Raw genomic sequence first — 23,064 nt, 5'->3', positions numbered from 1 at the left:
AGACAAATTGGAAAGGGGGAGCCACAATGCTGTTTTTTGACCCACCTGTGATTCAGAACCCTTTCAGAGACACCTCATGGGCAAAAGTCCCGGCCATGCTAGAGTAAACAAGATACATATGACGACCCTGGAAGTGATCATCACCATCATTGCCGTGTTGTTTGGCGGCTACTTCGGAACGCTCGGTCTGGTGCGTGCCATTCAAGTTGGCGACCGGGCCGAAACCGACACCGACCACACCCACGGCCATGGACACGGCCACCACTGAATTTGAGTTTCAAGCCCATAAAAGCACACCTCTGGATGTTGTTCCAGAGGTGTTTTCTTTGAACCTTGCTTTTGTTGCGTTGATCCGTGACCCAGAAGAATTTCTTTGAATCCTCTGGTGCCAAACAAGGTTTCCAGAGAGAAAATCTCTTGTTCTTCGGTCAAATGCTTTCAGAACAGTCCGGTCAGGACGCCACCCTGCTGCTTGACCCGCTCATGCAAAGCCTCAAAGTCAGGCAGGAAGCGTTCCACGCACTCCCAGTACTCTGCACTGTGGTTCAGGTGGTGCATGTGGCACAACTCATGCACAATCACATAGTCCAGCAGGTCTGGTTCCAGCAACAAGGTGCCCACCGAAAGGGCCAGCACCCCTTTGGCGTTCATGCTGCCCCACCTGCGCTGTGCCCGGGTGATGCGAATGCTCTGGGGTTTGACCCCAATTTTCTGGGCCCACCCATGCACCCGATCCTGCACCAGAGCGGACCCTTTGCGGATCAGGTGTGTTCTGAGGGCTTCTCGGGGTTGGGCCTCTGGAACCAGCACTTTGCCTTCTTTCAGGATCACTTGTGGGCCTGAATGGAATTCAAAGACCACTGCTTCGCCTGCCAGATGGCCTTGCAAGCCATGGCGCAATTCCCAGTGGGCAGAGAGGGTTTCTTGCAGTTTCTGCAAAATCCACTCTTGGCGCTCTTGCAGCACCTGTTCAATGAATTTGATGGTGAGCCTGTCGGGCACGGACACTTCAAGTTGACCGCTTGCCACCCTCAGGCCGATGGTTTTGCGTTTGGATCGTTTGAGCACGTAAGAAATCTGCTGCCCTTGCAGCAATATGGCCCGGGTCATGGGGGTCATTTTACCGGATGGACTTCAACAAAAAAGTGGGTCAGCGCAGGGCTTCCCACCCACTGTTGTTTTTGCTTTTACTTGCCGAGTTCCTTGATTTTTCGGCTGAGGGCGACCACTTCCTCTGGGGTGAAGATTTTGCGTGTGTAGGTGAGGATGTAAGCCCTGAGGCTTTCCCAGGTGACCACCTTGACGTTTTCCACTTCCCATTCACGGGTGACCGACTGTGAAAGTGCTCTGGCTTTGAGTTCTTCAGGTTCCACCAGTTGCTTGAACAGCATCACGGCATGAACCCTCTGGTTGAGCATGCGGGAAAGCATGGTGGCGCTTTGCTGTGCCATTTGCAGTTGGGGGTTGAGGTTTTGCTCAGAAACAATCAGGGAACGGGGGTTGTGCAGGATCACACCACAGATGTCCTGAGGGTAGAGCACAAAGATGCCCACTTCTGAAACCAGCACGGTGCAACCGGGAACATGTCCGATTTGCAGGTTTTCACGGACTTGCCAGTTGTCTGGCAGGTTGAACAGCACGTCATGCAGACGCGAGTTCTTGGGAAGAAAGTGGGCAGGTAAAGCAGTATCCGGCTGCTTGGCTTTGCGGTTAAAAAACATATTCCCCCTGGGCGAGAAAGGCATGTTTGCATGAAGATCAGATGATGTGATGCCTGAAAAGAGCGGACCTGTATAGGCCTTTTTGACACTTGACTGTACAAATGTATCGTAAAACAGCACCTCTTACAAACATCTGTTCAAAAGGTTTTGATCTGATTTTGATGAAAAGAACATGAAGCCCTCTGAAACACCACAAAAAAGTGGTAAATCATACAAACTGTTGCATAAAATCTCGAAAAATGCTGTCTGAAAGCAGGACTTCTCAGTTGGCAGGTGGCGTGTTATCCTGTGTTGACCTTTAATGCAGTCCTGTGAGGCTGCCATCGTCCAGAGAGGCGAAAAGGAGGACAATGTGAAACCACACCCTAGACCACGCCGGGCATGCAGCCCAGGCGCGTTTTTTTGTGCCGACGGAGGACAGGATGCACTATAAAGCACAGATTCTGGATGCCCACGAAATGAAACGGGCCATGACCCGCATCGCCCACGAAATTCTGGAGCGCAACAAAGGTGCAACCGATCTGGCACTGGTGGGCATTCACACCAGAGGCATCCCGCTTGCAGAGCAACTGGCCCAAAAAATTGCTGAACTGGAAGGAATTCAGGTGCCCACCGGCAAACTGGACATCACCCTTTATCGGGACGACCTTTCCGAAATCAGCCGCCAGCCGATCATCCGTCGCACCGAAATCAACTTCGACATTGGCACCCGCAAGATTGTGCTGCTGGACGATGTGCTCTTCACCGGACGCACCATCCGGGCGGCTCTGGACGCCCTCACCGATCTGGGCCGTCCCAAGAGCATCCAGCTTGCTGTGATGGTGGACCGTGGACACCGCGAACTGCCGATCCGTGCCGATTACGTTGGAAAAAACCTGCCGACCAGCAAAACCGAGGTCGTGAAAGTCAAACTTGCCGAAACCGATGGCGAGGATGTGGTGGAATTATGGGAAATGGAGTAAAACACCTGCTGGACTTCCAGGGCTGGACCGTGGAAGCCATCGAAGGCATTCTGGAAACCGCAGATGTCATGAAAGAAGTGCTGGAACGTCCGGTCAAAAAAGTGCCTGCCCTGCAAGGCATCACCGTTTGCACCGCGTTCTTCGAGAACTCCACCCGCACCCGCACCAGTTTTGAACTGGCCGCCAGACGCATGAGCGCCGATGTGCTGACTTTCGCTGCCGGAGCAAGCAGCCTGTCCAAAGGTGAATCCCTGCGCGACACCATCGAAACCCTCAATGCCTACAAAGTGGACGCCTTCATCGTGCGCCACCACGCCTCTGGGGCTGCACATCAGGTGGCCAGATTCAGTGGCAAATCCACCATCAATGCCGGAGATGGACGCCGTGCCCACCCCACCCAAGCCCTGCTGGATGCCTACACCATGCTCAAAGAGTTTGGCAAACTGGAAGGCCTGAAAGTCACCATCATCGGAGACATCCTGCACTCCAGGGTGGCCCGCAGCAACGCTGAACTCCTCAGCCTGATGGGTGCACAGGTGACCCTGTGTGGTCCTGCAACCCTGCTCCCCAGAGAACTGGCCAGAGACAACGTGAAAGTCACCACCGACATTCAGGAAGCCGTGACTGGTGCCGATGTGGTGATGGCCCTGCGCCTGCAACAGGAGCGCATGAACGGTGGTTTCCTGCCCAGCATGAGTGAATACGCCCTGACCTATCAGGTCAATGAAAGCCTGCTGGAACGGGCCAAGGACCATGCGATTGTGCTGCACCCCGGCCCCATGAACCGCGATCTGGAAATCTCGGGCAGCCTTGCCGACAGTGCCAGAAGCCGCATCATCGCACAGGTGGAATACGGTCAGGCCGTACGCATGAGCGTGCTGTACCACTTGCTGGTTGGCAAGAAGTGACCTCACCTCGGGCAGAACCCTGTTTCTGCCCCTGAATTTGAGAAGTGTAGGAGACAACATTCATGCTGGAAATCAAAAACGTCAAACGTGTGGGCAGCGACCAACTGGAAAGCCTCTTCATTGCAGAAGGCAAAATCAAAGGCTGGAACCTGTCTGAAGCCGCCACCGAAACCATTGACGGCAAAGGGGCAACGGTTGCGCCTGCCCTGATCGAGCTGCACGCCCACCTGCGTGAGCCCGGTCAGGAACAAAAAGAAGACCTGGCCTCTGGCCTCGCTGCTGCTGCTGCTGGCGGTTACGGCACCGTGGTGAGCATGCCCAACACCAGTCCTGTGGTGGATGAACCCGGCATCGTGGCCACCCTGATCCAGAAAGCCGAGAAACTGGGTTTTGCCCGTCTGAAACCTGCTGCTGCCCTCACCAGAGGTCAGAAAGGGGAGACCCTTGCAGATCTGGCTGCCCTCAAAGAGGCTGGCGCATCCATGTTCACCGATGATGGACGCACCAATGAAAACGCCAACGTGCTGCGCCGGGGCATGGAATATGCCAGCGGTCTGGGTTTGCTGGTCAGTGTTCACGCCGAAGACGCCACCTTGCGTCAGGATGGTGTGATGAACGAGGGCGTGGTGTCCCATGAACTGGGCCTGCCCGGAAACCCCGCTGCCGCCGAAGCTGCCCGGGTCGCCCGAGATGTGGAAATTGCCCTGCTGACCGGAGCCCGTTTGCACATCCAGCACCTGTCCACCGCCCGCGCTCTGGAAATCGTGCGTCAGGGCAAGAAAGCAGGTGCTCCAGTCACCTGTGAAGTGTGCCCCCACCACCTGACCCTCACCGATGAAAGCCTGCGTGGCTTTGATGCCATGTATAAAGTTGCACCTCCCTTGCGCACCCAGCAGGATGCAGAAGCGTTGCTGGAAGGTTTGCTGGATGGCACCGTGGACTGTCTCGCCACCGACCATGCTCCCCACACCCAGGCTGAAAAAGAAAAAGACCTGCTGGAAGCCCCTTTCGGGATTCCCAGCATTGAAGTGGCTTTCCCCCTGATGTACACCCGTTTTGTGAAGACCGGCAAGATTTCTCTGGAGAAAGTGCTGGACCTGTTCACGGTTGGATGTGCAAAAGTCATGAACTGGGAAACCCCATCTCTGGAGGCAGGCTCTGTTGCCGATGTGGTCCTGCTGGATCTGGATCAGGCCAGAGCCGTGGACCCCAAAACCTTCAAGAGCAAGGCCAAATTCAGCCCTTGGGCTGGCGAAGAACTGTATGGCTGGCCCACCTTGACCTTGGTGGCTGGCAAAGTGGCATTTCAGAACTGAACCTTGAAGTTTGAAAGCGGAAGGGTGGCTTGACTGCACAGCCACCCTTCCGCTTTGTTGTGTCATAAAATGCTTTGCAAAGCTGGGTTTGCCTGCCTTGATGGGGTGTAACGAACAAATCCCTTGAGTTGACCTTCACCCCCTGCTATACTTTTGGTAAGAAACGAAGGAAGTGAAAGAAATGAAAGTATTGGTCACCGGAGGCGCAGGTTACATTGGCAGCACCATCTGTTCCGCTCTGCTCGATCAGGGGCACACCCCGATTGTTCTGGACTCCCTGATCCGTGGACGCCAGGAATTCGTGCAGGACCGCATCTTCTATCAAGGCGACATCAGCGACCAGAGCCTGATCAAACAGATTTTCACCGATCACCCCGAGATTTACGCCACCATCCACTGTGCAGCCCTCATTCTGGTCCCAGAGTCCACCGAAAATCCACTCGGGTATTACCGGGCCAACGTGCAAAAATCTCTGGACCTGTTTGATGCCCTGATGCAGAACGGCTGCAAAAGGGTGATTTTTTCATCCACCGCTTCGCTGTATGACGTGGTGGAAGGCTTCTCTGTGGATGAGTCTGCCCCCCTGAAGCCCAGCAGCCCCTATTCCCGGACCAAACTGTGCATGGAACTGGCGCTCGAAGATTTCACCCGGGCTTACGACTTCAGGGCCATCACCCTGCGGTACTTCAACCCGATTGGAGCAGATCCAGAGCTTCGCACGGGTCAGCAACTGGAACGGGTTTCACACGCTCTGGACAAGATCATCGAGGCCCACACCCTCGGGCAGACCTTCAACATCACCGGCACCGAATGGCCCACCAGAGACGGCTCGGGCATCCGGGATTACATCCATGTGTGGGATCTGGCCAAAGCCCACATCAAAGCGGTGCTGGAATTTGATCGGGTGTTCTCGGAATTCACCACCGAGAAGTACCGTGTTTTCAATCTGGGCACCGGAAATGGCACCACGGTCTTTGAACTGGTGCAAGCCTTCGAGAACGTGATTGGCCGTCCCATCCTGAAACAACTGGCGCCTCCTCGACCTGGTGATGTGGCTGGAGCCTATGCCAACCCCACCCGAGCCAACACCGAACTGGGCTGGTATCCCGAGAGTTCTCTGGAAACCGCCATTGAACTGGGCCTGAAGTGGTTTGCCAAACGCAAGGAATTCCTCGGGCTGGATTTCTGAAAGCACTCCTGTCTCTGCTGCCCCCGTTTGGGGGCTTTTTGTTTGGAATGCCTCTGAGGCCACATGTCATCAAAGCCATTGACGTACTGTGTGGCGCACTGTACTGTGTAATAAACAGCATGAGGTGATGCACAGTGAAGATGGATGAAGGTCCCCCTCCCAAATTTGAACTGGAAATGCGCAGAGGCGTGTTGGTGTTGGCGGTGCTTTCCCAATTGAGAAGACCCCAATACGGTTACTCGTTGCGTCAAGCCCTCACCCAGCAGAATTTGCCCATTGAAGAAGGCACCCTTTACCCTCTGTTGCGTCGTCTGGAAAGCCAAGGCCATTTGATTTCCGAATGGCGCACCGACGATGGTCAACCCAGACGGTATTACCAGTTGAATGCACAGGGCGAAATTTTACTCAAACAACTCACCCAATCGTGGAATGCCTTGAATGCATCGTTGACCTGTTTGCTGAAGGAGGAAACCCCATGAACCCACAAGAGACCATCGAAGCCTACGTGCGTGATGTGATCCGGCATCTGCCCCTCAAAGACCGCAACGAAACCGGATTTGAGTTGCGTGGCCTCCTGACGGAAATGTTGCAGGAAGAGTCCCAACAGCATGGAACCGCCCCAACAGCTTCCATGACCCTGAACATGCTCAGGCGTTTTGGACATCCCTCCGAAGTGGCCCAGAGATATCTGCCTTCTGTCCCGGCTTTCCTGCCCGGAAACCAGATCCGACCTTTTCTGACAGTTTCCCTTGTGGGCATGGCGTTGCAATGGGCTTTGACCTTGCCTTCGGTCTTTGCAGGACAATCCCTTGCCAGTTGGTGGTTTGGGGCTGGATTGGGGGCTTTCTGGATTCCGGGCTTCGTGGTGATGTTTTCCTTGCTGGAACGTTCCTTGAGGTTGCAGGGTTTTTTGAAGTCCCAATGGTCACCTCGGGCCATTCAGGTAGATCGGGTGTCCAGACCCCTGTGGGCTGCTGGACTGGTGGGTTTTGCTCTGGCGGTGGGCCTGATGGTTGTTTTGCCCACCTTGATCCAATCTTTGCCCGGTGCTTTGCCGATGGTGCTGGCTTTCCACCCGGATTTCCTGCCTGTGCAGGGTCTGCTGGTTGTGGGGCTTTGGACGGCTTCTTTTGCCAGTTGTGTGGCCGTGTGGCGTGAAGGACGCTGGACTTCCCTGACGCGCAAGATGGATCTGGTCATCGGTGCAGGCTTTGTGCTGCTCCTGACGTCATGGGTGGTCAAAGGCAACATCTTTGTGCAACCTGCCACCGATGAAGGGGCCCGCTTCTGGTTGGTGTTGGTGATCCTTCTGCTCCTCTGGGACATGCTGCAAAAAACCATCCGACCGCCGGCACTCCGCCCTCCAAAAGCAGTCAAATGATTTTGATCATTCCGCGATGACCAGAAACTCCAGCGAACACCCGCTGGGGTTTCTGATTGAAAAACTCGGAATGCGTCTGGAAACCCATTTTGTACACAATGCAATTTCAAGGACCAGTGGGGGATGAGGTGCATGATGCCATCTTGCATCCCGAGTGGCAAGAAAAAAAGGCAGGGAACCCAACCCTGCCTTGAAGCCTGCAAAACTTCAGGCTTTTTTCTGTTGGCGGTTGGCCACAACCACACACACCGTGATGATCAGGAACGCGGTCAAACTCATCACGGGAATGGTGATGAAGCCAAAGTAATTCACCCATGGGGTGGTGCAGGGATTGTCTGGAGCGCACACCTGAATGGGATTGAAGCCTGGAATTTTCTCCTCCATGACATGGTAAGTGGCGATCAAAATGCCTGGAAGGGTCAGGAACAAGGCCAGGGTCTGCACCTTGGCATTCTTGAAGATCACCCCTGCAGGCAGCAAGAAAGCCAGAGGATACATGAACACCCTCTGGTACCAGCAGAGGGTGCAAGGAATGAAGTGCTTGACCTCACTGTAGTAAAGGCTGGCAAGGGTGGCAACCACAGCCGTCAGGGCTGCCAGACCCAGAGCAGGATGGGTGGGGATGGGCTCTGGGTGGTCGGTCTGGCCGAATTGCAGCACAGAGAGCACACCGAACACCAACAGCAGAATGGCCGAGGCTGGAACACCCATCACAGTGGGGTAGAGGCCAGTGGCCAGACTGACCAGACCCATGATGCATCCGATCAAACTGAGGGGCAGGCTGTAACGCAAGGTCCATCCCCAGTTCTGGAAGGCTCCCACACCCAGCACCACTGCCTGAAAGCCCAGACACACCACCTGCAACCAGAGCCATTTGGCCTGCAAGGGTTTGAACAGGTAACTGCTGGTCTCTGGCACGAAAGCCACCCCGATCAGGGCGACCACGGCCAGCAACCAAGCGAAATAAAGTCGATTTGCAATGCTCATTGCTGCTCCTTGGATGAAACTGTCGTCCAAATTGTGACATGGGCAAACATTAGAAAAAGGAACTGCCCGCTTGAGGCAGTTCCTTTGGCATCAAGTTCAAACCTCTGGATTCACTGACCGGCTTTGGCCAGAGCTTCATCGATGGCTTTGACGAGGCTGCCGGGGGTGGTTGCCCCTTCCACTTTGACCCCATTCACAAACACGGTGGGGGTGCCATTCACGCCAGCGTTGTTGCCCACCGACTGGTCGTTCATGACTTCTTCTTCGTAACGCTTGTCGTCGATGCACTTGCCCAGTTCATCGTTGTTGATTTTTTCGCCGTTGGGACCAGACACGTAACTGGCCACTTCCAGGATCCGTTGTTTGGTGGCCCATGCGGTGCTTTCGTCACCCTGAGCCCGGTACATCAGGTGTGAGAAAGGGAAGAACAGCTCTTTGTTCTGGTTGTACACACACTCGCCAGCCATGGCAGCAGTCTTGCTGTCTCCATCAGGAGAAATCACCATGAAGTTGCGGAAACCATACTGGATTTTGCCCGTCTTGATGTATTTTTCTTCGATCTCTGGGACGATGGTCTGGTCAAAGTATTTGCAGACCGGGCACTTGAAATCTTCGAAGACGATCACGGTGACTTTGGCATCCTTGCTGCCCATGGTGGGTTGCCCATTCAGGTCAAGGGTTTTGGGTGCACTGCCCCGCAAACCTTGAAGGACGGCCAGAGCCACCACGGCCAGAATCACCACGCCAATGGTCATGAGGATGCGCATCTGGGATTTGTTTTGTTCCTGCTCCAGACGCTTGAAATTCTGTGATTTTTTTGTCATGTCAACCTCTTGCCACAATATAGCAAGTTTAGGCGGCTGAAGTCTGCGGGGTGTTTGTCCTGCTGGCGAAATACACCCACACATGGAAGATGCTGGAAATCAGGAAGGCCACCAGAGCAGGCATCATGAAGCTGTTGCTGGTCAGCAGCTTCAGCTCTGGATCCATCAGGGGAACCGCAATCTTCAGGGCAGCAAACACTGCAAACACCATCAAAAGACCAAGCACCACCCCATACACCCTCAGGGTGTGCTTGAGCACCAGAAAAGCCCAAGTGACAAAGAGCATGAGGGGAAAGGTGGTCCACCATGCGTCGGTGGGGTTGAAGAAGCCCAAACCTCCCAGCAAGAGGCCCAGATAAGCGAACCAGCGCCCCCCCAGATCTCCGGTGATGTTCAGAAGCACCACCCAGAGCACCAGTTTGTACTCCCACGGAAGGGGAGCAAAGGCCACCAGCCCTGCTCCTCCCAGCCCGATCAGCCCGAACAACCATGCCCGAGCGGCTGCGTTCATGCTTTCACCTTGCCTGCGCTTTTCTTGAGGCGTTTTTGGATGTCGGGGATGCGCTTCAGGTAAGCGCCCGTGTGGCTGGTGGGGTGCTCGGCCAGTTGCTCAGGGGTGCCGATGGCCACAATTTCACCTCCACGAATGCCTCCCTCTGGGCCAAGGTCAATCACCCAGTCGGCGCTCTTGATCACATCGAGGTTGTGTTCGATGATCACCAGAGAGTTGCCTGCTTCCACGAGGCGTTCCAGCACCAGCATCAGTTTGCGGGTGTCTTCGAAGTGCAGACCGGTGGTGGGTTCGTCCAGAATGTAGATGGTCCTTCCGGTGGCCCGTTTGGACAGTTCGGTGGCCAGTTTGATGCGTTGTGCCTCCCCCCCAGAGAGGGTGGTGGAGGGCTGCCCGATCTTCATGTACCCGAGGCCCACATCTTGCAGCACCTGCATTTTCTTCTGGATGTTGGGAATGTTCTGGAAGAACTCACAGGCGGTTTCCACAGTCATGTCCAGCACGTCTGCAATGCTCTTGCCCTGGTATTTCACTTCAAGGGTTTCGCGGTTGTAGCGTGCCCCTTTGCACACCTCGCAGGGCACATAAATGTCCGGCAGGAAGTTCATTTCGATCTTCACCACCCCGTCCCCTTTGCAGGCCTCACAGCGTCCGCCTTTGACGTTGAAGCTGAAGCGTCCAGCTTCATAACCCCGCCTGCGGGCTTCGGTGGTGCGGGTGAACAGGTCGCGGATGTCCGTGAAAACCCCGGTGTAGGTGGCCGGGTTGGACCTCGGGGTGCGTCCGATGGGGCTCTGGTCAATCTCGATGACCTTGTCCAGATGTTCAATGCCGTCCAGACCATCAAACTTGCCCGGATGGGTTTTTGCGCGGTTGAGGTCTCGGGCCAGAGTGGCATGCAGGATGTCGTGAATCAGGGTGCTCTTGCCTGATCCAGAAGGACCGGTGATCACGGTCATGGTGCCCAGAGGAATCTCGATGGTGACGTTCCTGAGGTTGTGTTCCCGGGCGTTGCGGATGCGCAGCTTTTTGCCGTTCCCCAGACGCCGGTTTTGAGGCATCTCGATTTTGAGGTCGCCCCGCAGGTACTTGCCGGTCAGGCTGTTTTCATCTTTCATGATATCTGCGGGAGTGCCTTCAGACACCACCATGCCCCCGTGCACCCCTGCGCCGGGTCCCATGTCCACGATGTGGTCGGACTCCATCATGGTTTCTTCGTCGTGCTCAACGACCAAGAGGGTGTTCCCGAGGTCACGCAGGTTTTTGAGGGTGCGGATCAACCTCTGGTTGTCTTTGGGGTGCAGACCGATGGAAGGTTCGTCCAGCACGTAAAGCACCCCGGTCAGCCCAGAGCCGACCTGTGTGGCCAGACGGATGCGTTGTGCTTCACCGCCTGACAGGGTGTTGGCACTGCGGTCCAGCGAGAGGTAATCGAGGCCCACATCCACCAGAAAAGACAGACGGGTGAGCACCGCTTTGATGATTGGCGGAGCCACTTGCGCCTCAAAGCCACCAAGGTTGAAGTTGGGATTGAGGGCCGGAGCCACTTTGGCCGTTCCACCCAAACCGGACTGGGTGTAAGGGGCCACATCTTCTTTCAGCAGGTTGCCTTCGCCCATTTTGCGGAAGAAGGTTTGGGCTTCCAGCACACTCAGGTTGCTGGCCTGAGCGATGTTGAGTCCAGCCACCCGAACAGCCAGAATCTCGGGTTTGTAACGGGTGCCTCCGCAGGTGGGGCACACGTTGAACTCCATCAGTTCTTCCATCTTCTGGCGGATGTACTCCGAGTCCGACTCTTTGTAACGGCGTTCCAGATTGGGAATCACCCCTTCAAAGTCGGTGCTGAACTTCATGGTTTCCTTGCCTGCCCGGCGCAAAGTCACCTCGAAGGAGTCTTCTACGCCATGCAGAATGGCTTTTTTGACATCCTCTGGCAGGTCACGCCAGGGGGCTTTCAGGTCAAACTTCAGGTGCTCGGCAAGCATGCGAAGCTTCTCCCAGTAGTAAACCCCTCCGCCCGTTCCTTTTTTGCTCCAAGGGGCGATGGCCCCTTCAGCAATCGAGATGGACTCGTCTGGAATGAGCAAGGCCGGAGAGAACTCCAGTTTGTTGCCCAGACCCGAGCAGTCACCGCAAGCCCCATAAGGACTGTTGAACGAGAAAGAACGGGGTTCCATCTCTTCCAGCACGCTGCCGTGCTCCACGCAGGCGAATTTCTCGGAGAACAGTTCTTCCTCGTTGGTGTCCGGGAACAGCACCCGCAGGAGACCTTCACCTCTGCGCAAACCCAGTTCCACACTTTCGGCAATGCGGCCCCGGTCGTCTTCGCGCAGCACCAGACGGTCGATCACCACATCGATGTCGTGCTTCTCGAATTTTTCCAGTTTGAGTTTTTCGGCCTCGTCGAGATCGTAGATGGTGCCGTCCACACGGGCACGGGCGAACCCTTCACGCTTGAGGTCCCCGAGCATCTTTTTGTACTCGCCTTTGCGCCCACGCACAATGGGGGCCAGCAGCATGGCACGCCGCTCCTGATGCACCTGAACCAGCTTTTCGGTGATTTCACTGGCGCTCTGGCGTTCAATTTTGCGTCCGCAGATCGGGCAGTAAGGGGTCCCGACCCGGGCGTACATCAGACGCAGGTAATCGTGGATTTCCGTGACGGTGCCCACCGTGGAACGGGGGTTGTGGGAAGTGGTTTTCTGGTCAATGGAAATGGCAGGGGAGAGGCCCTCAATGGACTCCACCTCGGGCTTTTCCATCAGGCCCAGAAATTGCCGTGCATATGCAGAGAGGCTTTCCACGTAACGGCGTTGCCCTTCGGCATAAATGGTGTCGAAAGCCAGCGTGCTTTTCCCACTGCCCGAGACCCCGGTGATCACGATGAATTTGTTGCGTGGAAGCTCCACGGTGATGTTTTTCAGGTTGTGTTCTCTGGCGCCCTTAACAATGATGTTGTGCACTGCTGCCACTCCTTTGATCCCTTGCGTCTACGTTGAAAGCAGAAAGGCGAATTGCCATTTCGCCATTCTAACATCCCTGTATGGGATTTCGCTTAGGTGCAGTGGCGTAGTGGAGGGTCAATGCAAAGTCCGACTGTTGGCATGCCGACTGGGAAAGCGGTCAGCTTTCAGCAGTCAGCCGTCAGTGAAGAAGAAAGTTTTCTTTCACACCAGTGCCATGAAAACAGAAAAATCCCGTCCTGTTTTGGGTTGCTTGTTCACTGTCTGTTCCAGTCATGCCGAGAGCTGGGGTCTTTGCCCTCAGCCCTCGGCTCTGTGCCCTCGGCTTACTTCTCCACCACGTCCAGAAAAGCCTTGACCACCCACGGATCAAACTGGCTGCCAGAGGATTTCTGGATTTCTGCAATGGCGTCTTCAGTGGACCATGCCCGTTTGTAGGGTCGGACGTGGGTCAGGGCATCGAACACATCGGCAATGGAGACGATGCGTGCCTCAATGGGAATGTGCTCCCCAAAAAGGCCGTTGGGGTAACCCCGGCCATCCCAGCGTTCGTGGTGCGAAAGGGCAATCTGACAGGCCAGACGAAGCATGATCGAAGTGCTTTTGGAGAGGATTTGTGCCCCGAGCAGGGTGTGCTGCTTCATGTGGGCGTATTCCTCTTCGGTCAGTTTGCCCGGTTTGAGCAGGATCTCGTCAGGGATGGCAATTTTCCCGATGTCGTGCAACTTGGAGGCCACCCGCACCCGTTCTGCCAGCACTTCGGACATCCCGAGCCGCAAGGCAATCTTCTTGGAGAGTTCCCCCACCCGTTCGGTGTGCTGGGCAGTTTCGCCGTCGCGGTGTTCTCCGGCGGTGGTCAGGGCTTCGAGCATCTCCAGTTGGCTGCGTTCCAGAGCTTCGGTGCGTTGCTGCACGAGGTCCTTGAGCATCTGGTTGCGGCCTTTGAGCCATTCCCGTTCCTTTTCGGCCTGCTCTTTTTCGCGCATGGCCAGCTCGGTGCGGTATTTGACTTCCAGCTCCTGAAAACGGTCATCGTTTTGTTTGCTGGTGAGGTCCCGTTCCAACTGGATGCTTTCTTCGTGGCGCTTCAGGGCCTGTTCAAAATCCCCGAGTTGCTTGTGCAGGGCAATCAGGTCCTGATAGGCCCTCTGGGTTTCGTAGTGGGTCTGGTATTTGGGATCAATGGCGGCTTCCAGCAGGGGGATGGCTTCGCGGGGCTGGCCGTATTGAACCTGAACTTTGCCCAGCCCGAAGTAACAGCTTTGCTGCGTGACCGGATCTTCAATTTCGGTGCTGAGCTTGAGGGCTTCCAGCAAAGCCTGCTCTGCTGCTTGAGGTTCCTGCAACTCGACCAAGAGGAAGCCTTTTTGCAGCAAGGCTGCGGCCATGCGCTTTTCGCTTCCGGTCTGGCGAGCCAGTTCCACGGCAGTGTCTGCGGGGAGCACGGCTTCCTGCACTTTTCCCATCATTTGCAGGGTGACCGACAGGTTGTAATTGAGCATGCTCACCGAGTCCCGAGAGATCTCTGGCCTGCCTGCTGCCACTTCCAGGGCTTTGCGGAAGTGGTCTGCCCCCTCCTGCAAATCTCCCACATCCACGTAATTGGCCCCAATTCCGTTCAGGACACGGAATTCCAGACTGTGGTCTTCGCGTTCACGGGACAGTTCAAGGCTCTGCATCAGGTAGGACATGCCTTCAGAATGCAAACTGAGCAAGGTGGTGGAGGCCCCGAGGCTCATGAGCAACCGGGGGTACTCGGGGTGGTGCTCGGACATCAGGGCAAGGGCCCGTTTGGCCACATCCACACTGCTCTGGAATTGCCCGATTCCGCGGTAACTGTCGGACAGATGGACCAGCGTTTCTGCAATCAGAATGCCGGTCTGTTCGGCCAGAGTCAGGGCTTCTTGTGCTCTGGACAGCGAGTGGGCAGGGTGTTTTTCGAGGAGGCTTCTGGACGCCCTGAGCAGGGTCTCGATCTGGGCTTGATGGGTGTAAGCAGAACCGTTCTGGCGGGGGACAGCAGCAGGGTTGTGATCCATTCTTGAGACCTTTGCAGAGAACACAGGCGTTGACAGCAGACCATCCACAGCCAACAGCTTTTGAACATCATACCTGATGTTGTACTTTCTGTGATCATGATCACAGAAAATGCTGATTCAAGTCTGATGATGGTCAGATCTGGGTTGCAGGGGGCAAACGGGTTTGCCTGTCAAACTGTTGCTCTGGAATACGCAGGTCTCTGGTGAAAGGTTTCTGAAAAGCCTCCCACTTTCAAACGGTTTTCAAAGGGGTTAAAGGTGTTGTTTGAAGAACAGCTTCACATCTGCCCGGAAAGCCTGATCCGTTTTGCCAGAGAAAAGGTGTCCTGCATTGGCATAACTGGTGCAACGGATGTACAACCCGAGGCCTTTGGATTTTTCGCACAACTCTTTGCTCCAGAGGTACGGCACCTCCTGATCTTTCGTGCCATGGTAGACCCGGATGGCGGTGGACACGTTTTCCAGATGGTTCAGGGCAGAGTGTTGTGCAAGGGTTTTGCTGGGCACCCTGGACAGTTCTTTGCCTCGGGTGCCACCCGACCACATCTGGATGCGTTTGAGGTTTTTGGCTTCATCTCCACTCATGGGGGCATAAAGCACCGCAGCCTTGATGCGAGGATCGGTCACCAGGGTTTTCAGGGCCACCCCTCCACCCATGCTGTGGCCCCAGAGTCCAATGTTTCCATTGAAGTTTTTCAGGATGCCTTTGCCTTTTTGCTTGCGGATCTGGCCCACCAGATTGAGGGTGTCCCGCACGTAATCTGACCGGAAAGCATCCGAATCGGCTTTGCCCTCTGAGCTTCCGTGCCCCCTGAAATTGGGATGGAACACGATGAACCCAGAGCGGGCCAGATCGTCTGCATAACGGGTGGTGTAGGTCAGCAGTTTGTAGCCAGAGGGGTTCACATAACCGTGCAGCATGATGACCACCTGATGGGCGGTTTTGTTGGGCACATTCACGAAGCCTTGCAGTTTCAGGCCCTCAGAAGGATATTCGATCAGGTAACGGGTGAACTGGCTGTTTTTCTCAAGGGTTTTGACCACCTTGAAAGCACCAGAGCCAAATTGCTGGTCCCACATCTGGGGGATGGTGGTGGCTGCCTGTGCCTGAGAAGCCAGCACAAGCACCATGGAACACACCACTGAACCCACCATTGAACACAAAGACGCACGCAAACCTGCAGGTGCGTTTGAACGTGAAGAGAAAAACACACAGACCTCCTGATCTTCCACCATAGGAAACCTGTGTGAGTTTGCTGTTGTCTTTGCTTGAGAAGTTCCCTGTTCAGGTGAGGTTTTTTTAAGAAATCCTTGCTGACTGCAATTCAGATCACTTCACGGACGGCCACATGGGAACTGCGTGCCCGGAGTTCCTGTTTGAGGCGGTTGCTCTGGGGTTTTTCAAGGGTGGGATCAAACTCCAGAATCCTTTTGGCCAGATTGCGGGCCTGCTCGATGATGTCTGCATCGCTGGTGAGGTCCCCGAGTTGCAGGTCAGGAATGCCGCTCTGGCGGGTGCCACGCAATTCGCCGGGGCCACGGATTTTCAGGTCTGCTTCTGCAATTTTGAAACCATCGGTGGAATCTTCAATGACCTTCAGGCGTTTGCGGGTTTTCTGGCTGGTGTCTCCAGCAATCAGGATGCAGTAACTCTTGTTGCTGCCCCGTCCGACACGCCCGCGAAGCTGGTGCAGTTGGGCCAGACCAAAACGTTCGGCGTTCTCGATGACCATGACCGTGGAGTTGGGCACATCTACGCCCACTTCAATCACGGTGGTGGACACCAGCAAATCGAATTCATGCCGACGGAAACGGTCCATGATCTCTTCTTTTTCCTGAGCAGACATTTTGCCGTGCAGCAGATCAATGCGGGCCTCTGGGAGGATTTCTTTGAGGTTGTCGGCAAGCTGGGTGGCGGCCAGCAGTTCGGTCAGGGTTTCGGATTCCTCGATCAGGCTGGTGACCGCGTAAGCCTGCCTGCCTTCACGGATTTGCTGCATCACAAAACTGTAAGCCTGCAAACGGCTGGAATCGTGCAGCAACTTGGTGGCAATGGGGGTGCGTCCGGGGGGCAACTCATCGATGATGGACAGTTCCAGATCGCCATACAGGGTGAGGGCCAGAGACCTCGGGATGGGGGTTGCACTCATCACGATCACGTCTGGACGGTCTTTGAGCAGGGCGCGCCTCTGGGCCACCCCGAAACGGTGCTCCTCGTCGATGACCGCAAGCCCGAGGTTGTTGAACTGCACGGCCTCCTGAATCAGGGCCTGTGTGCCCACCACCACATCCACTTCGCCGGTGGCAATGCGCTGCAAGTTTTCCCGTTTCTCTTTGGCACCCATGGCACCAATCAGGAGGCAAGACCGCACCCCCAGAGGAAAGAGGTATTTGGTCAGGTTGGCGTAGTGCTGTTTGGCCAGAATTTCCGTGGGGGCCATCAAAGCACCCTGATACTGGTCTCTGGTCGCAAGGTACAGGGCACAGGCGGCCACAGCGGTTTTCCCTGAGCCCACATCCCCCTGCACCAGACGGGCCATTTGCTTCTCGTTGCGCATGTCCGAGGCCAGTTCGTGCACCACGCGCCTCTGGGCACCTGTAAACTGGAACGGCAAAGACCCTTCAAAGACATCAATGTCTTCCCGTTTGGCTGTGAACCGTTTTCCCAGCAGGGAATTTTGCCCCCCTTGCAGCAGCATCCGGAGTTCCAGAAACAGGTACTCATCGAAGCGCAGTCGGTCGGTGGCCTTGGTCAGATGGACTTCATCTCTGGGAAAGTGGATGCCGTTCAGGGCATCGGGCAGGTTGATCAGACCGTGTTCCTGCAAGGTTTTGCTGCCCAGATAATCGTGGATGGGCGTGTGCGTGACCACATCGTGCACGGTTTTGCGCATGAATGCCTGCGAGATGCCCTCTTTGAGGTCGTAGACCCCCACGATGCGGCCTGTGGAGAGGCTGGATTCGGAGTCCTCTTCCATGTATTCCACGTTCACCTGAAGCTGCCGACCAAACTTTTTGGCCCGACCCGTCACGATCACATGGGCACCGACCTTCAGGCTGCGCTCGATCCACGGTTGCTGAAACCAGGTGCATTTCACCTTGTGGCCGTAAGCGTTTTGCACCACCGCTTCCAGAATCAGCATGCCGGGTTTGGGGGCACGGCGGTTTTTGGACATGATCACCCCTTCCACGGTGACTTTCTGTCCATCTTCGATGTCGTACAGGTTGGGCAGGGCACGGCGGTCTTCGTGCTTGCGTGGATAGTTGTGCAGGATGTCCCGCAGGCTTCTGAGGCCCAGAGCATGCAGTTTCTTGACGGCCTGTGTGGGTAGGGCGATGTGCTCCACAGAGGTGTCTTCCTGCCAGTTTTTGGGCACCACCACCTCCACTTCCTTGCTCACTTTCATGGTCGGTTTGGGTGGAGGGTCGCTTTTGGAGGGAGCAGTCAACAGTTGCAGGGCCTGCCTGAGTTTGGTTTCCCGTTCCTCCACAGGCAGGGTTTCATAATGCCTGAGCACTTCGCGCACTTTAGGGAAAGGTTTCCCGAGGTTGTCGAGCAGTTTCTCCAGACCTCCAGCCACCACCTTGTTCTGGCATCCCATCAGCAGTTCGCGTTCCAGCGGTTTTCTCAATTTGTCTTGCAATTCTTGAAGCGTAGCCACTGTTCAACAGTGTACATTATGCCAGTAGCGTAATGGCGCACCTGAGGCCCTGGAAGGTGGGCTGGAACATCCATTCCACAACATCATCCCCATCCTTGATCCTGTGCTGACCCTGCTCCAGAGAATCCAAATCATGATCTTTTCTTCATCAATCGCTCATGATTGGGGTCAAATCAGGATTTGTTTGACATTCACACCATCTCACCGGAAATTCATCGGGTAAGCTACTCGCATGTTGAATTGGCTTCTCATCTTCATTCCCATTGCGGTGTTCCTGGAGTTCACACATGGAGATCCAGTGTGGATTTTCATTTGCAGCATGCTGGCCATCCTGCCTCTGGCAGGCATCATGGGCAAAGCCACCGAAGAACTGGCCATTCGGGCAGGCAGCACCATCGGCGGCCTCCTGAACGCCACATTTGGCAACGCCACCGAGTTGATCATTGCTTTCTTCGCCCTGAAGGCCGGAAAACTGGAAGTGGTCAAGGCCAGCATCACCGGTTCCATCCTTGGGAACATTCTGCTGGTGCTGGGCCTTGCAGTGTTTCTGGGCGGTTTGAAACACAAAACGCAGGTGTTCAATGCCAAAAATGCTGGCATTCTGACCTCACTGCTGACCCTTTCGGTGCTGGGCCTGATGATTCCAGCGGTTTTTGACCTTGCCTCGGTGAACTTTGCCAACGTCGCACAGCCTGCCGATCTGGATTTCCGGCTCAGTGTGGCCGTCGCCATCGTGCTGATCCTGATCTACCTCGGGAATGTGTATTTCTCTCTGGTGACCCACAAAGACATCCTCTCTGCCCACGACGATGAAGAGCACGGAGCTGCCAAATGGAGTGTCCCTGTGGCCGTCGGTGTTCTGCTGGCCAGCACCGTGGCCGTGGGCTTCATGTCCGAATTTCTGGTGGGAAGCCTCGAAGAAGCCTCCAGCGCTCTGGGCCTCAGCGAATTCTTTGTGGGGATCATCCTGATTCCCATCATCGGCAACGCAGCCGAACACGCCAGTGCAGTGATGTTCGCCATGAAAAACAAAATGGATCTGGCCGTCACCATTGCCATTGGTTCAACCATTCAAGTGGCCTTGCTGGTGGCTCCACTGCTGGTCCTGATGGGCCTTGCTGTGGGACAGAGAATGGACCTCGTGCTGCACAACCCTCTGGAACTGGTGGCGGTGGTTGCAGGCATTGTGATTGCCAATTCCATCGCCAGAGATGGAGAAACCAACTGGTTGGAAGGGATGATGTTGCTGGGCATTTACATCATTCTGGGCTTTGCCTTTTTCTATTTCCCCACTGTTGCTGCTGCTGCACACTGAACCCAACGTGGTGATTTCATCAGGGAGAACCTTCTCCCTGATTTTTTGTTGCCTTGATTTTGCAGTGGGATGGCACTCCCAGCATGGTGGTGAATTCAGATGGCTTTGTTGACAGAGAACTTGATGAACCCGCTTCTGTTTTCACCTTGAAAAAATGCAACCTTTTCATCTGTGCTCTCGTAAAATAAAAGCGTATGAAGAAGCTCCTGATGACCAGTGCAGCCCTGGTGCTTGGCACCACATTTGCTGCCCCTCTTTCCCAATCTGTCCCAGATGATGCCCTCTTGACCCTCGAAGTCAGAGACCTGAAAGGCGCACTCAACCGCATGGGAGCTTTCCGTCCTGTTCTGGTGAAGGCCATTCAGGATGCCGTGGGTGCCACCAATGCAGCAGCCGTCAAAACCGAAAAAGACGTGCTGGAATTTCTGGGCACCGATGGAGTGATCAGCGTCCATATCAACAAAAAGACCTTCCAGCCTGCCGTGCTGTTCGTGACCAGCACCTCGGGTTCTGCCGTTGCAAAACGCATGATGGACAGCACCCTTGCCGCTGACAAAAAAGCAGGAAAAGTCAGCACCGTCAAGGAAGGCAAATACAGCTTCAATCAGACCAAAGACAGTGCTTATGGCTTCCAGAACAACGTGGCTTACCTGTCCACGGACCCCACCACCTTGCGGGCTTTCCTGCGCAAACTCTCGGGTTCAGCAGGCAGCAGCCTGAGTGCCAGTGTAGCCTACAAAGGTGTGATGGGCAACGTCCAGAACAGCAACTTCAAGTTTTATGTCAACTTTAATGCTGCCGGAGACTGGATCAAAGCCTTCGCAGGTTCAGACCCCCTCATCAATGCTGCCGTGGACGCCGTCAAAACCCTCGGGCAGTGGGGGGCTGGAGCCAGTGTCACCGCTCAGGGCATGGAAAGCACCAGTGTGTTCTTCCCCAACAAGAGCACCAAAGACAAAGCCCTGTACAGCCTGCTCACCTACAACAAAGCAGACCTGAATGCCGCCACAGTGGTTCCTGCCAATGTGCTGTCCTTCAGCACCTCTGCCGCAGACCTGCCCGGCTTTGCCCGTTACCTCGATGGCTGGCTGAACCGCGTGGGAGACAGCAACGATCCCAGCGTCCCTGCCGAACTGATCCCAGAGTTGGCCCTCAGCAAAAACGCTGCATGGCTGGGCAAAGAAGTGGCCGTGGTGACCTTGCCCAGTGCTTCCACCGTCAAACTGAACAGCCCTGATCCCCTCGAATCCCTGACCGGAACCGCTCTGGTGCTGGAAGTCCAGAGCCAGAGCGCAGCCAGCAAAGGCATGCAGGACCTGCTCTCCCAGCTCACCCAGAGCAGTGAAGCCCCCATTGACCAGCAGTCCCTGACGGTCAATGGCAGCACCGTCACGGTCCTGAAAGATCAGGATTTCAGCGTTTACTACACCTTCAAGAACAACTTCATGCTGCTGGCCTTCAGCGAAGCCGACATCAAAGCCTTGACCGCAGGCGGAATGCGCCTCTCGGACAGCACCCCCTTCAAGAACGCCAAATACCCCAGAGGTGCCCAGTCCATCGAATTCTCGGCCAAGCCCCCTCTGCAAACCCGCGAATCCTTGCGCAGCACCTTGGAACTGGCTCTGGCCACCGGAGCCACCGACATGAAACCCAAAGACCAGGAAAAACTGGTGACCTCTCTGGTGAACGTCATGGACAACATGCAAAAACGCACTGGAGGATCTCAGGGCTACACCCAGTTCCAGAACGGCAAAATCATCAGCAAGAGCGTCCAGTTCGTCAACTGGAAGTAAACCCCCTGCTTCTCGCATGCTCGAAGCGGTCCCCCTGATTTCAGGGGGACTTTTTGTGTTTTTGGCATTCGGACCAGTCAAAATCCCCCTTTTGAACAAAGGGGGACATCCTCAAGCAAAATGGAAATGCAGGTCAGATCAACGGTCAGGGTTCAAGCGGAAACCGTGTGGCAGAAAGTCCTGCACCGTGCCCTCAATGACCTCCCCGAGGTGGTTGTAACAGTACACTTTTGCCTCTGGAGAGAACTCGAAAAGGATCTGACGACAGGCCCCACAAGGAGAAGCAGGAGGGGAGGATTCCGAGTAAACCACCACTTCGGTGAATTCGCGTTCACCGTTGCTGGCCATGCTCTGGACCGCGCTTTGCTCGGCGCAACGGGCAAGGCCATAACTGCTGTTCTCAACGTTGGCCCCAAAAAACACTTTGCCGGATTTGGTTCTGAGGGCACTTCCCACATGGAAGCGGGAAAAAGGAGCGTAAGCCTGTTTGAAGGCCACTTTGGCCTGTTCTGCAAGGACGGGATCCATCATGTCAGTTTCTCCAGAAGGGGGGGAATCAGGGTGACCGCCCCGATCAGGGCAGCCCCCAGAGAAGCCACCAGCACCGCGCCAGCAGCCACATCTTTTGCAATTCTTGCCAGAGGATGATACTCCTCGGTGACCAGATCCACAACCGCCTCGATGGCGGTGTTGAGCATTTCCAGCACCAGCACACTCACGATGCAGGCCACGATGGTTGCGATGCCGGTTTTGAGCCACAAACTCAGGGACAGGGCCACCACGGCCATGCCCAGTTCAATCCTGAAATTTCGTTGCGTGCGAATGCAGTACATGATCCCCTCGTAAGCGAACTTGAAAGCTTCAAGCTGGGTGTGGGGATGTTGTTTGAACCGCGTGCGTTTGAACGAAGTTTCATCTGTGGACATGGTTTTTACCGGGTTTGCTGGTCAATCACACGGTAGGCGATTCTGGAGGCTTCAATGAAAGGTTGCCACGCTGGATCGCTGGTGGTTTCATCGAACCCAAAATCTTCGCTGTGGGGATGGTCAAATCCCATGATGTGGGTCAGGCCATGTGACACCAGCAAAGCCACTTCACGCACCACAGGGTGGCCTCGGGCCTCGGCCTGCTGTGCAGCGGTGTCCAGACTGATCACAATGTCTCCAAGGTGCGGAGGCATGAAAGGATCGTCTGGATGCCACGTTGGAAAGGTGAGCACATCGGTGGCCTGATCTTCGCCCCAGTGCTCTTTTTTCAGGGCACGGATTTCATCGTCACCGGTCAGGACCAGCGTGACGCTTTTCCTGTCGATGTTGTAATGCTGCATCACGGCTCTGGTGGCCTGACGCACTTTTGTCTTCAAACCTCTGGGAGGTTCCTGATTCACCACCAGTTCAATCACGCTTTCAACATACCCCAGATCCCCCTGCCCTCGCTACGCTTGGGGTTTATGCCTTAGAGAAGAGGGACAAGATCCCCCTTTGCATCGCTTC

Annotated in this window: 21 protein-coding genes; 9 read left to right on the top strand and 12 right to left on the bottom strand. The window is 55.4% G+C overall.

Translation table 11 applies throughout. From position 1 onward, the window contains the following. The first annotated feature begins 118 nt into the window (after positions 1-118). The gene (locus Q371_RS26715) at positions 119-268 is read left to right on the top strand and encodes a hypothetical protein (RefSeq protein ID WP_157442422.1); all 150 of its coding nucleotides are present in this window, start codon (positions 119-121) and stop codon (positions 266-268) included. A 170-nt stretch (positions 269-438) separates the two neighbouring features. Here Q371_RS26715 and Q371_RS00550 read toward each other — a convergent pair whose 3' ends face one another. Both Q371_RS00550 and Q371_RS00545 read right to left on the bottom strand, forming a co-directional pair. Beyond that, positions 439-1,110: a M48 family metallopeptidase gene (locus Q371_RS00550; RefSeq protein WP_169743758.1), complete on the bottom strand. Its 672-nt coding sequence runs from the start codon at positions 1,108-1,110 to the stop codon at positions 439-441. A gap of 77 nt (positions 1,111-1,187) precedes the next feature. Beyond that, entirely contained in the window at positions 1,188-1,721 is a 534-nt protein-coding gene (locus Q371_RS00545; protein ID WP_034334758.1) for a PI-PLC domain-containing protein, read from the bottom strand. Positions 1,722-2,143: 422 nt separating this feature from the next. Here Q371_RS00545 and pyrR point away from each other — a divergent pair, with 422 nt between their 5' ends. The 6 genes from pyrR to Q371_RS00515 all read left to right on the top strand — a co-directional run bounded on the left by pyrR (position 2,144) and on the right by Q371_RS00515 (position 7,477). Continuing rightward, on the top strand, positions 2,144-2,683 hold the full coding sequence (pyrR, locus tag Q371_RS00540) for a bifunctional pyr operon transcriptional regulator/uracil phosphoribosyltransferase PyrR (RefSeq protein ID WP_034334755.1): 540 nt from the start codon (positions 2,144-2,146) through the stop codon (positions 2,681-2,683). Continuing rightward, positions 2,668-3,591 carry an aspartate carbamoyltransferase catalytic subunit gene (locus Q371_RS00535; protein WP_034334753.1) on the top strand — a complete coding sequence of 308 codons (924 nt, stop codon included), beginning with the start codon at positions 2,668-2,670 and terminating at the stop codon, positions 3,589-3,591. Before pyrR ends, Q371_RS00535 begins: the two co-directional genes overlap by 16 nt. A gap of 62 nt (positions 3,592-3,653) precedes the next feature. Next, positions 3,654-4,907 carry a dihydroorotase gene (locus Q371_RS00530; protein WP_034334751.1) on the top strand — a complete coding sequence of 418 codons (1,254 nt, stop codon included), beginning with the start codon at positions 3,654-3,656 and terminating at the stop codon, positions 4,905-4,907. A 181-nt stretch (positions 4,908-5,088) separates the two neighbouring features. Then, complete coding sequence (galE, locus tag Q371_RS00525) at positions 5,089-6,096, top strand: UDP-glucose 4-epimerase GalE (protein ID WP_034335269.1); 1,008 nt, start codon at positions 5,089-5,091, stop codon at positions 6,094-6,096. A 140-nt stretch (positions 6,097-6,236) separates the two neighbouring features. Beyond that, complete coding sequence (locus Q371_RS00520) at positions 6,237-6,575, top strand: PadR family transcriptional regulator (RefSeq protein WP_034334749.1); 339 nt, start codon at positions 6,237-6,239, stop codon at positions 6,573-6,575. Next, complete coding sequence (locus Q371_RS00515) at positions 6,572-7,477, top strand: hypothetical protein (protein WP_034334747.1); 906 nt, start codon at positions 6,572-6,574, stop codon at positions 7,475-7,477. The genes Q371_RS00520 and Q371_RS00515 overlap by 4 nt, the downstream gene beginning before the upstream one ends. Positions 7,478-7,684: 207 nt before the next feature. Here Q371_RS00515 and Q371_RS27825 read toward each other — a convergent pair whose 3' ends face one another. The 7 genes from Q371_RS27825 to recG form a co-directional block, all read right to left on the bottom strand. Further along, the gene (locus Q371_RS27825) at positions 7,685-8,464 is read right to left on the bottom strand and encodes a disulfide oxidoreductase (RefSeq protein ID WP_051963030.1); all 780 of its coding nucleotides are present in this window, start codon (positions 8,462-8,464) and stop codon (positions 7,685-7,687) included. A 110-nt stretch (positions 8,465-8,574) separates the two neighbouring features. Next, the gene (locus Q371_RS00505) at positions 8,575-9,288 is read right to left on the bottom strand and encodes a DsbA family protein (protein WP_051963029.1); all 714 of its coding nucleotides are present in this window, start codon (positions 9,286-9,288) and stop codon (positions 8,575-8,577) included. Positions 9,289-9,316: 28 nt separating this feature from the next. Further along, positions 9,317-9,799 (bottom strand): hypothetical protein, encoded by a 483-nt coding sequence (locus Q371_RS00500; RefSeq protein WP_034334743.1) that lies wholly within the window; start codon positions 9,797-9,799, stop codon positions 9,317-9,319. After that, positions 9,796-12,762 carry an excinuclease ABC subunit UvrA gene (gene uvrA, locus Q371_RS00495; RefSeq protein WP_051963028.1) on the bottom strand — a complete coding sequence of 989 codons (2,967 nt, stop codon included), beginning with the start codon at positions 12,760-12,762 and terminating at the stop codon, positions 9,796-9,798. Before uvrA ends, Q371_RS00500 begins: the two co-directional genes overlap by 4 nt. A gap of 326 nt (positions 12,763-13,088) precedes the next feature. After that, positions 13,089-14,801 (bottom strand): HD domain-containing phosphohydrolase, encoded by a 1,713-nt coding sequence (locus tag Q371_RS26360; protein ID WP_084571137.1) that lies wholly within the window; start codon positions 14,799-14,801, stop codon positions 13,089-13,091. A gap of 252 nt (positions 14,802-15,053) precedes the next feature. Beyond that, complete coding sequence (locus tag Q371_RS00485; protein ID WP_051963027.1) at positions 15,054-15,932, bottom strand: alpha/beta hydrolase family protein; 879 nt, start codon at positions 15,930-15,932, stop codon at positions 15,054-15,056. A 194-nt stretch (positions 15,933-16,126) separates the two neighbouring features. Then, positions 16,127-18,463 (bottom strand): ATP-dependent DNA helicase RecG, encoded by a 2,337-nt coding sequence (recG, locus tag Q371_RS00480; RefSeq protein ID WP_034334740.1) that lies wholly within the window; start codon positions 18,461-18,463, stop codon positions 16,127-16,129. 232 nt (positions 18,464-18,695) lie between these two features. On the opposite strand from recG, the gene cax reads away from it, so the two are divergent. Both cax and Q371_RS00470 read left to right on the top strand, forming a co-directional pair. Next, positions 18,696-19,778: a calcium/proton exchanger gene (cax, locus tag Q371_RS00475; protein ID WP_034334738.1), complete on the top strand. Its 1,083-nt coding sequence runs from the start codon at positions 18,696-18,698 to the stop codon at positions 19,776-19,778. Between the two features lie 194 nt (positions 19,779-19,972). Then, on the top strand, positions 19,973-21,571 hold the full coding sequence (locus tag Q371_RS00470; RefSeq protein WP_157442420.1) for a hypothetical protein: 1,599 nt from the start codon (positions 19,973-19,975) through the stop codon (positions 21,569-21,571). A gap of 138 nt (positions 21,572-21,709) precedes the next feature. Here Q371_RS00470 and cdd read toward each other — a convergent pair whose 3' ends face one another. Genes cdd through ybeY form a run of 3 tightly spaced genes read right to left on the bottom strand, consistent with a single transcriptional unit; the run spans position 21,710 to position 22,973 of the window. Continuing rightward, positions 21,710-22,102, bottom strand: a complete 393-nt coding sequence (cdd, locus tag Q371_RS00465) for a cytidine deaminase (protein ID WP_034334732.1) — start codon at positions 22,100-22,102, stop codon at positions 21,710-21,712. Further along, positions 22,099-22,497 carry a diacylglycerol kinase family protein gene (locus Q371_RS00460; protein WP_051963026.1) on the bottom strand — a complete coding sequence of 133 codons (399 nt, stop codon included), beginning with the start codon at positions 22,495-22,497 and terminating at the stop codon, positions 22,099-22,101. The genes cdd and Q371_RS00460 overlap by 4 nt, the downstream gene beginning before the upstream one ends. Positions 22,498-22,502: 5 nt before the next feature. Then, a complete protein-coding gene (gene ybeY / locus Q371_RS00455; RefSeq protein ID WP_051963025.1) occupies positions 22,503-22,973 on the bottom strand; it encodes an rRNA maturation RNase YbeY in 471 nt (156 codons plus the stop codon). Positions 22,974-23,064: the final 91 nt, after the last annotated feature.

This window comes from Deinococcus misasensis DSM 22328 (genome assembly GCF_000745915.1).
Lineage (GTDB): Bacteria > Deinococcota > Deinococci > Deinococcales > Deinococcaceae > Deinococcus_C > Deinococcus_C misasensis.
The sequence above is the reverse complement of the archived record's forward strand: the minus strand, read 5'-3'. Positions and strand labels throughout refer to the sequence as shown.

What these genes read in the sequence shown, in the direction of transcription:
- Q371_RS26715 (WP_157442422.1), top strand. Translation starts at nt 119, where the DNA reads ATGACGACCCTGGAAGTGATCATCACCATCATTGCCGTGTTGTTTGGC.
- Q371_RS00550 (WP_169743758.1), bottom strand. Translation starts at nt 1,110, where the DNA reads ATGACCCGGGCCATATTGCTGCAAGGGCAGCAGATTTCTTACGTGCTC.
- Q371_RS00545 (WP_034334758.1), bottom strand. Translation starts at nt 1,721, where the DNA reads ATGTTTTTTAACCGCAAAGCCAAGCAGCCGGATACTGCTTTACCTGCC.
- pyrR (WP_034334755.1), top strand. Translation starts at nt 2,144, where the DNA reads ATGCACTATAAAGCACAGATTCTGGATGCCCACGAAATGAAACGGGCC.
- Q371_RS00535 (WP_034334753.1), top strand. Translation starts at nt 2,668, where the DNA reads ATGGGAAATGGAGTAAAACACCTGCTGGACTTCCAGGGCTGGACCGTG.
- Q371_RS00530 (WP_034334751.1), top strand. Translation starts at nt 3,654, where the DNA reads ATGCTGGAAATCAAAAACGTCAAACGTGTGGGCAGCGACCAACTGGAA.
- galE (WP_034335269.1), top strand. Translation starts at nt 5,089, where the DNA reads ATGAAAGTATTGGTCACCGGAGGCGCAGGTTACATTGGCAGCACCATC.
- Q371_RS00520 (WP_034334749.1), top strand. Translation starts at nt 6,237, where the DNA reads ATGGATGAAGGTCCCCCTCCCAAATTTGAACTGGAAATGCGCAGAGGC.
- Q371_RS00515 (WP_034334747.1), top strand. Translation starts at nt 6,572, where the DNA reads ATGAACCCACAAGAGACCATCGAAGCCTACGTGCGTGATGTGATCCGG.
- Q371_RS27825 (WP_051963030.1), bottom strand. Translation starts at nt 8,464, where the DNA reads ATGAGCATTGCAAATCGACTTTATTTCGCTTGGTTGCTGGCCGTGGTC.
- Q371_RS00505 (WP_051963029.1), bottom strand. Translation starts at nt 9,288, where the DNA reads ATGACAAAAAAATCACAGAATTTCAAGCGTCTGGAGCAGGAACAAAAC.
- Q371_RS00500 (WP_034334743.1), bottom strand. Translation starts at nt 9,799, where the DNA reads ATGAACGCAGCCGCTCGGGCATGGTTGTTCGGGCTGATCGGGCTGGGA.
- Q371_RS26360 (WP_084571137.1), bottom strand. Translation starts at nt 14,801, where the DNA reads ATGGATCACAACCCTGCTGCTGTCCCCCGCCAGAACGGTTCTGCTTAC.
- Q371_RS00485 (WP_051963027.1), bottom strand. Translation starts at nt 15,932, where the DNA reads ATGGTGCTTGTGCTGGCTTCTCAGGCACAGGCAGCCACCACCATCCCC.
- cax (WP_034334738.1), top strand. Translation starts at nt 18,696, where the DNA reads ATGTTGAATTGGCTTCTCATCTTCATTCCCATTGCGGTGTTCCTGGAG.
- Q371_RS00470 (WP_157442420.1), top strand. Translation starts at nt 19,973, where the DNA reads ATGAAGAAGCTCCTGATGACCAGTGCAGCCCTGGTGCTTGGCACCACA.
- cdd (WP_034334732.1), bottom strand. Translation starts at nt 22,102, where the DNA reads ATGATGGATCCCGTCCTTGCAGAACAGGCCAAAGTGGCCTTCAAACAG.
- Q371_RS00460 (WP_051963026.1), bottom strand. Translation starts at nt 22,497, where the DNA reads ATGTCCACAGATGAAACTTCGTTCAAACGCACGCGGTTCAAACAACAT.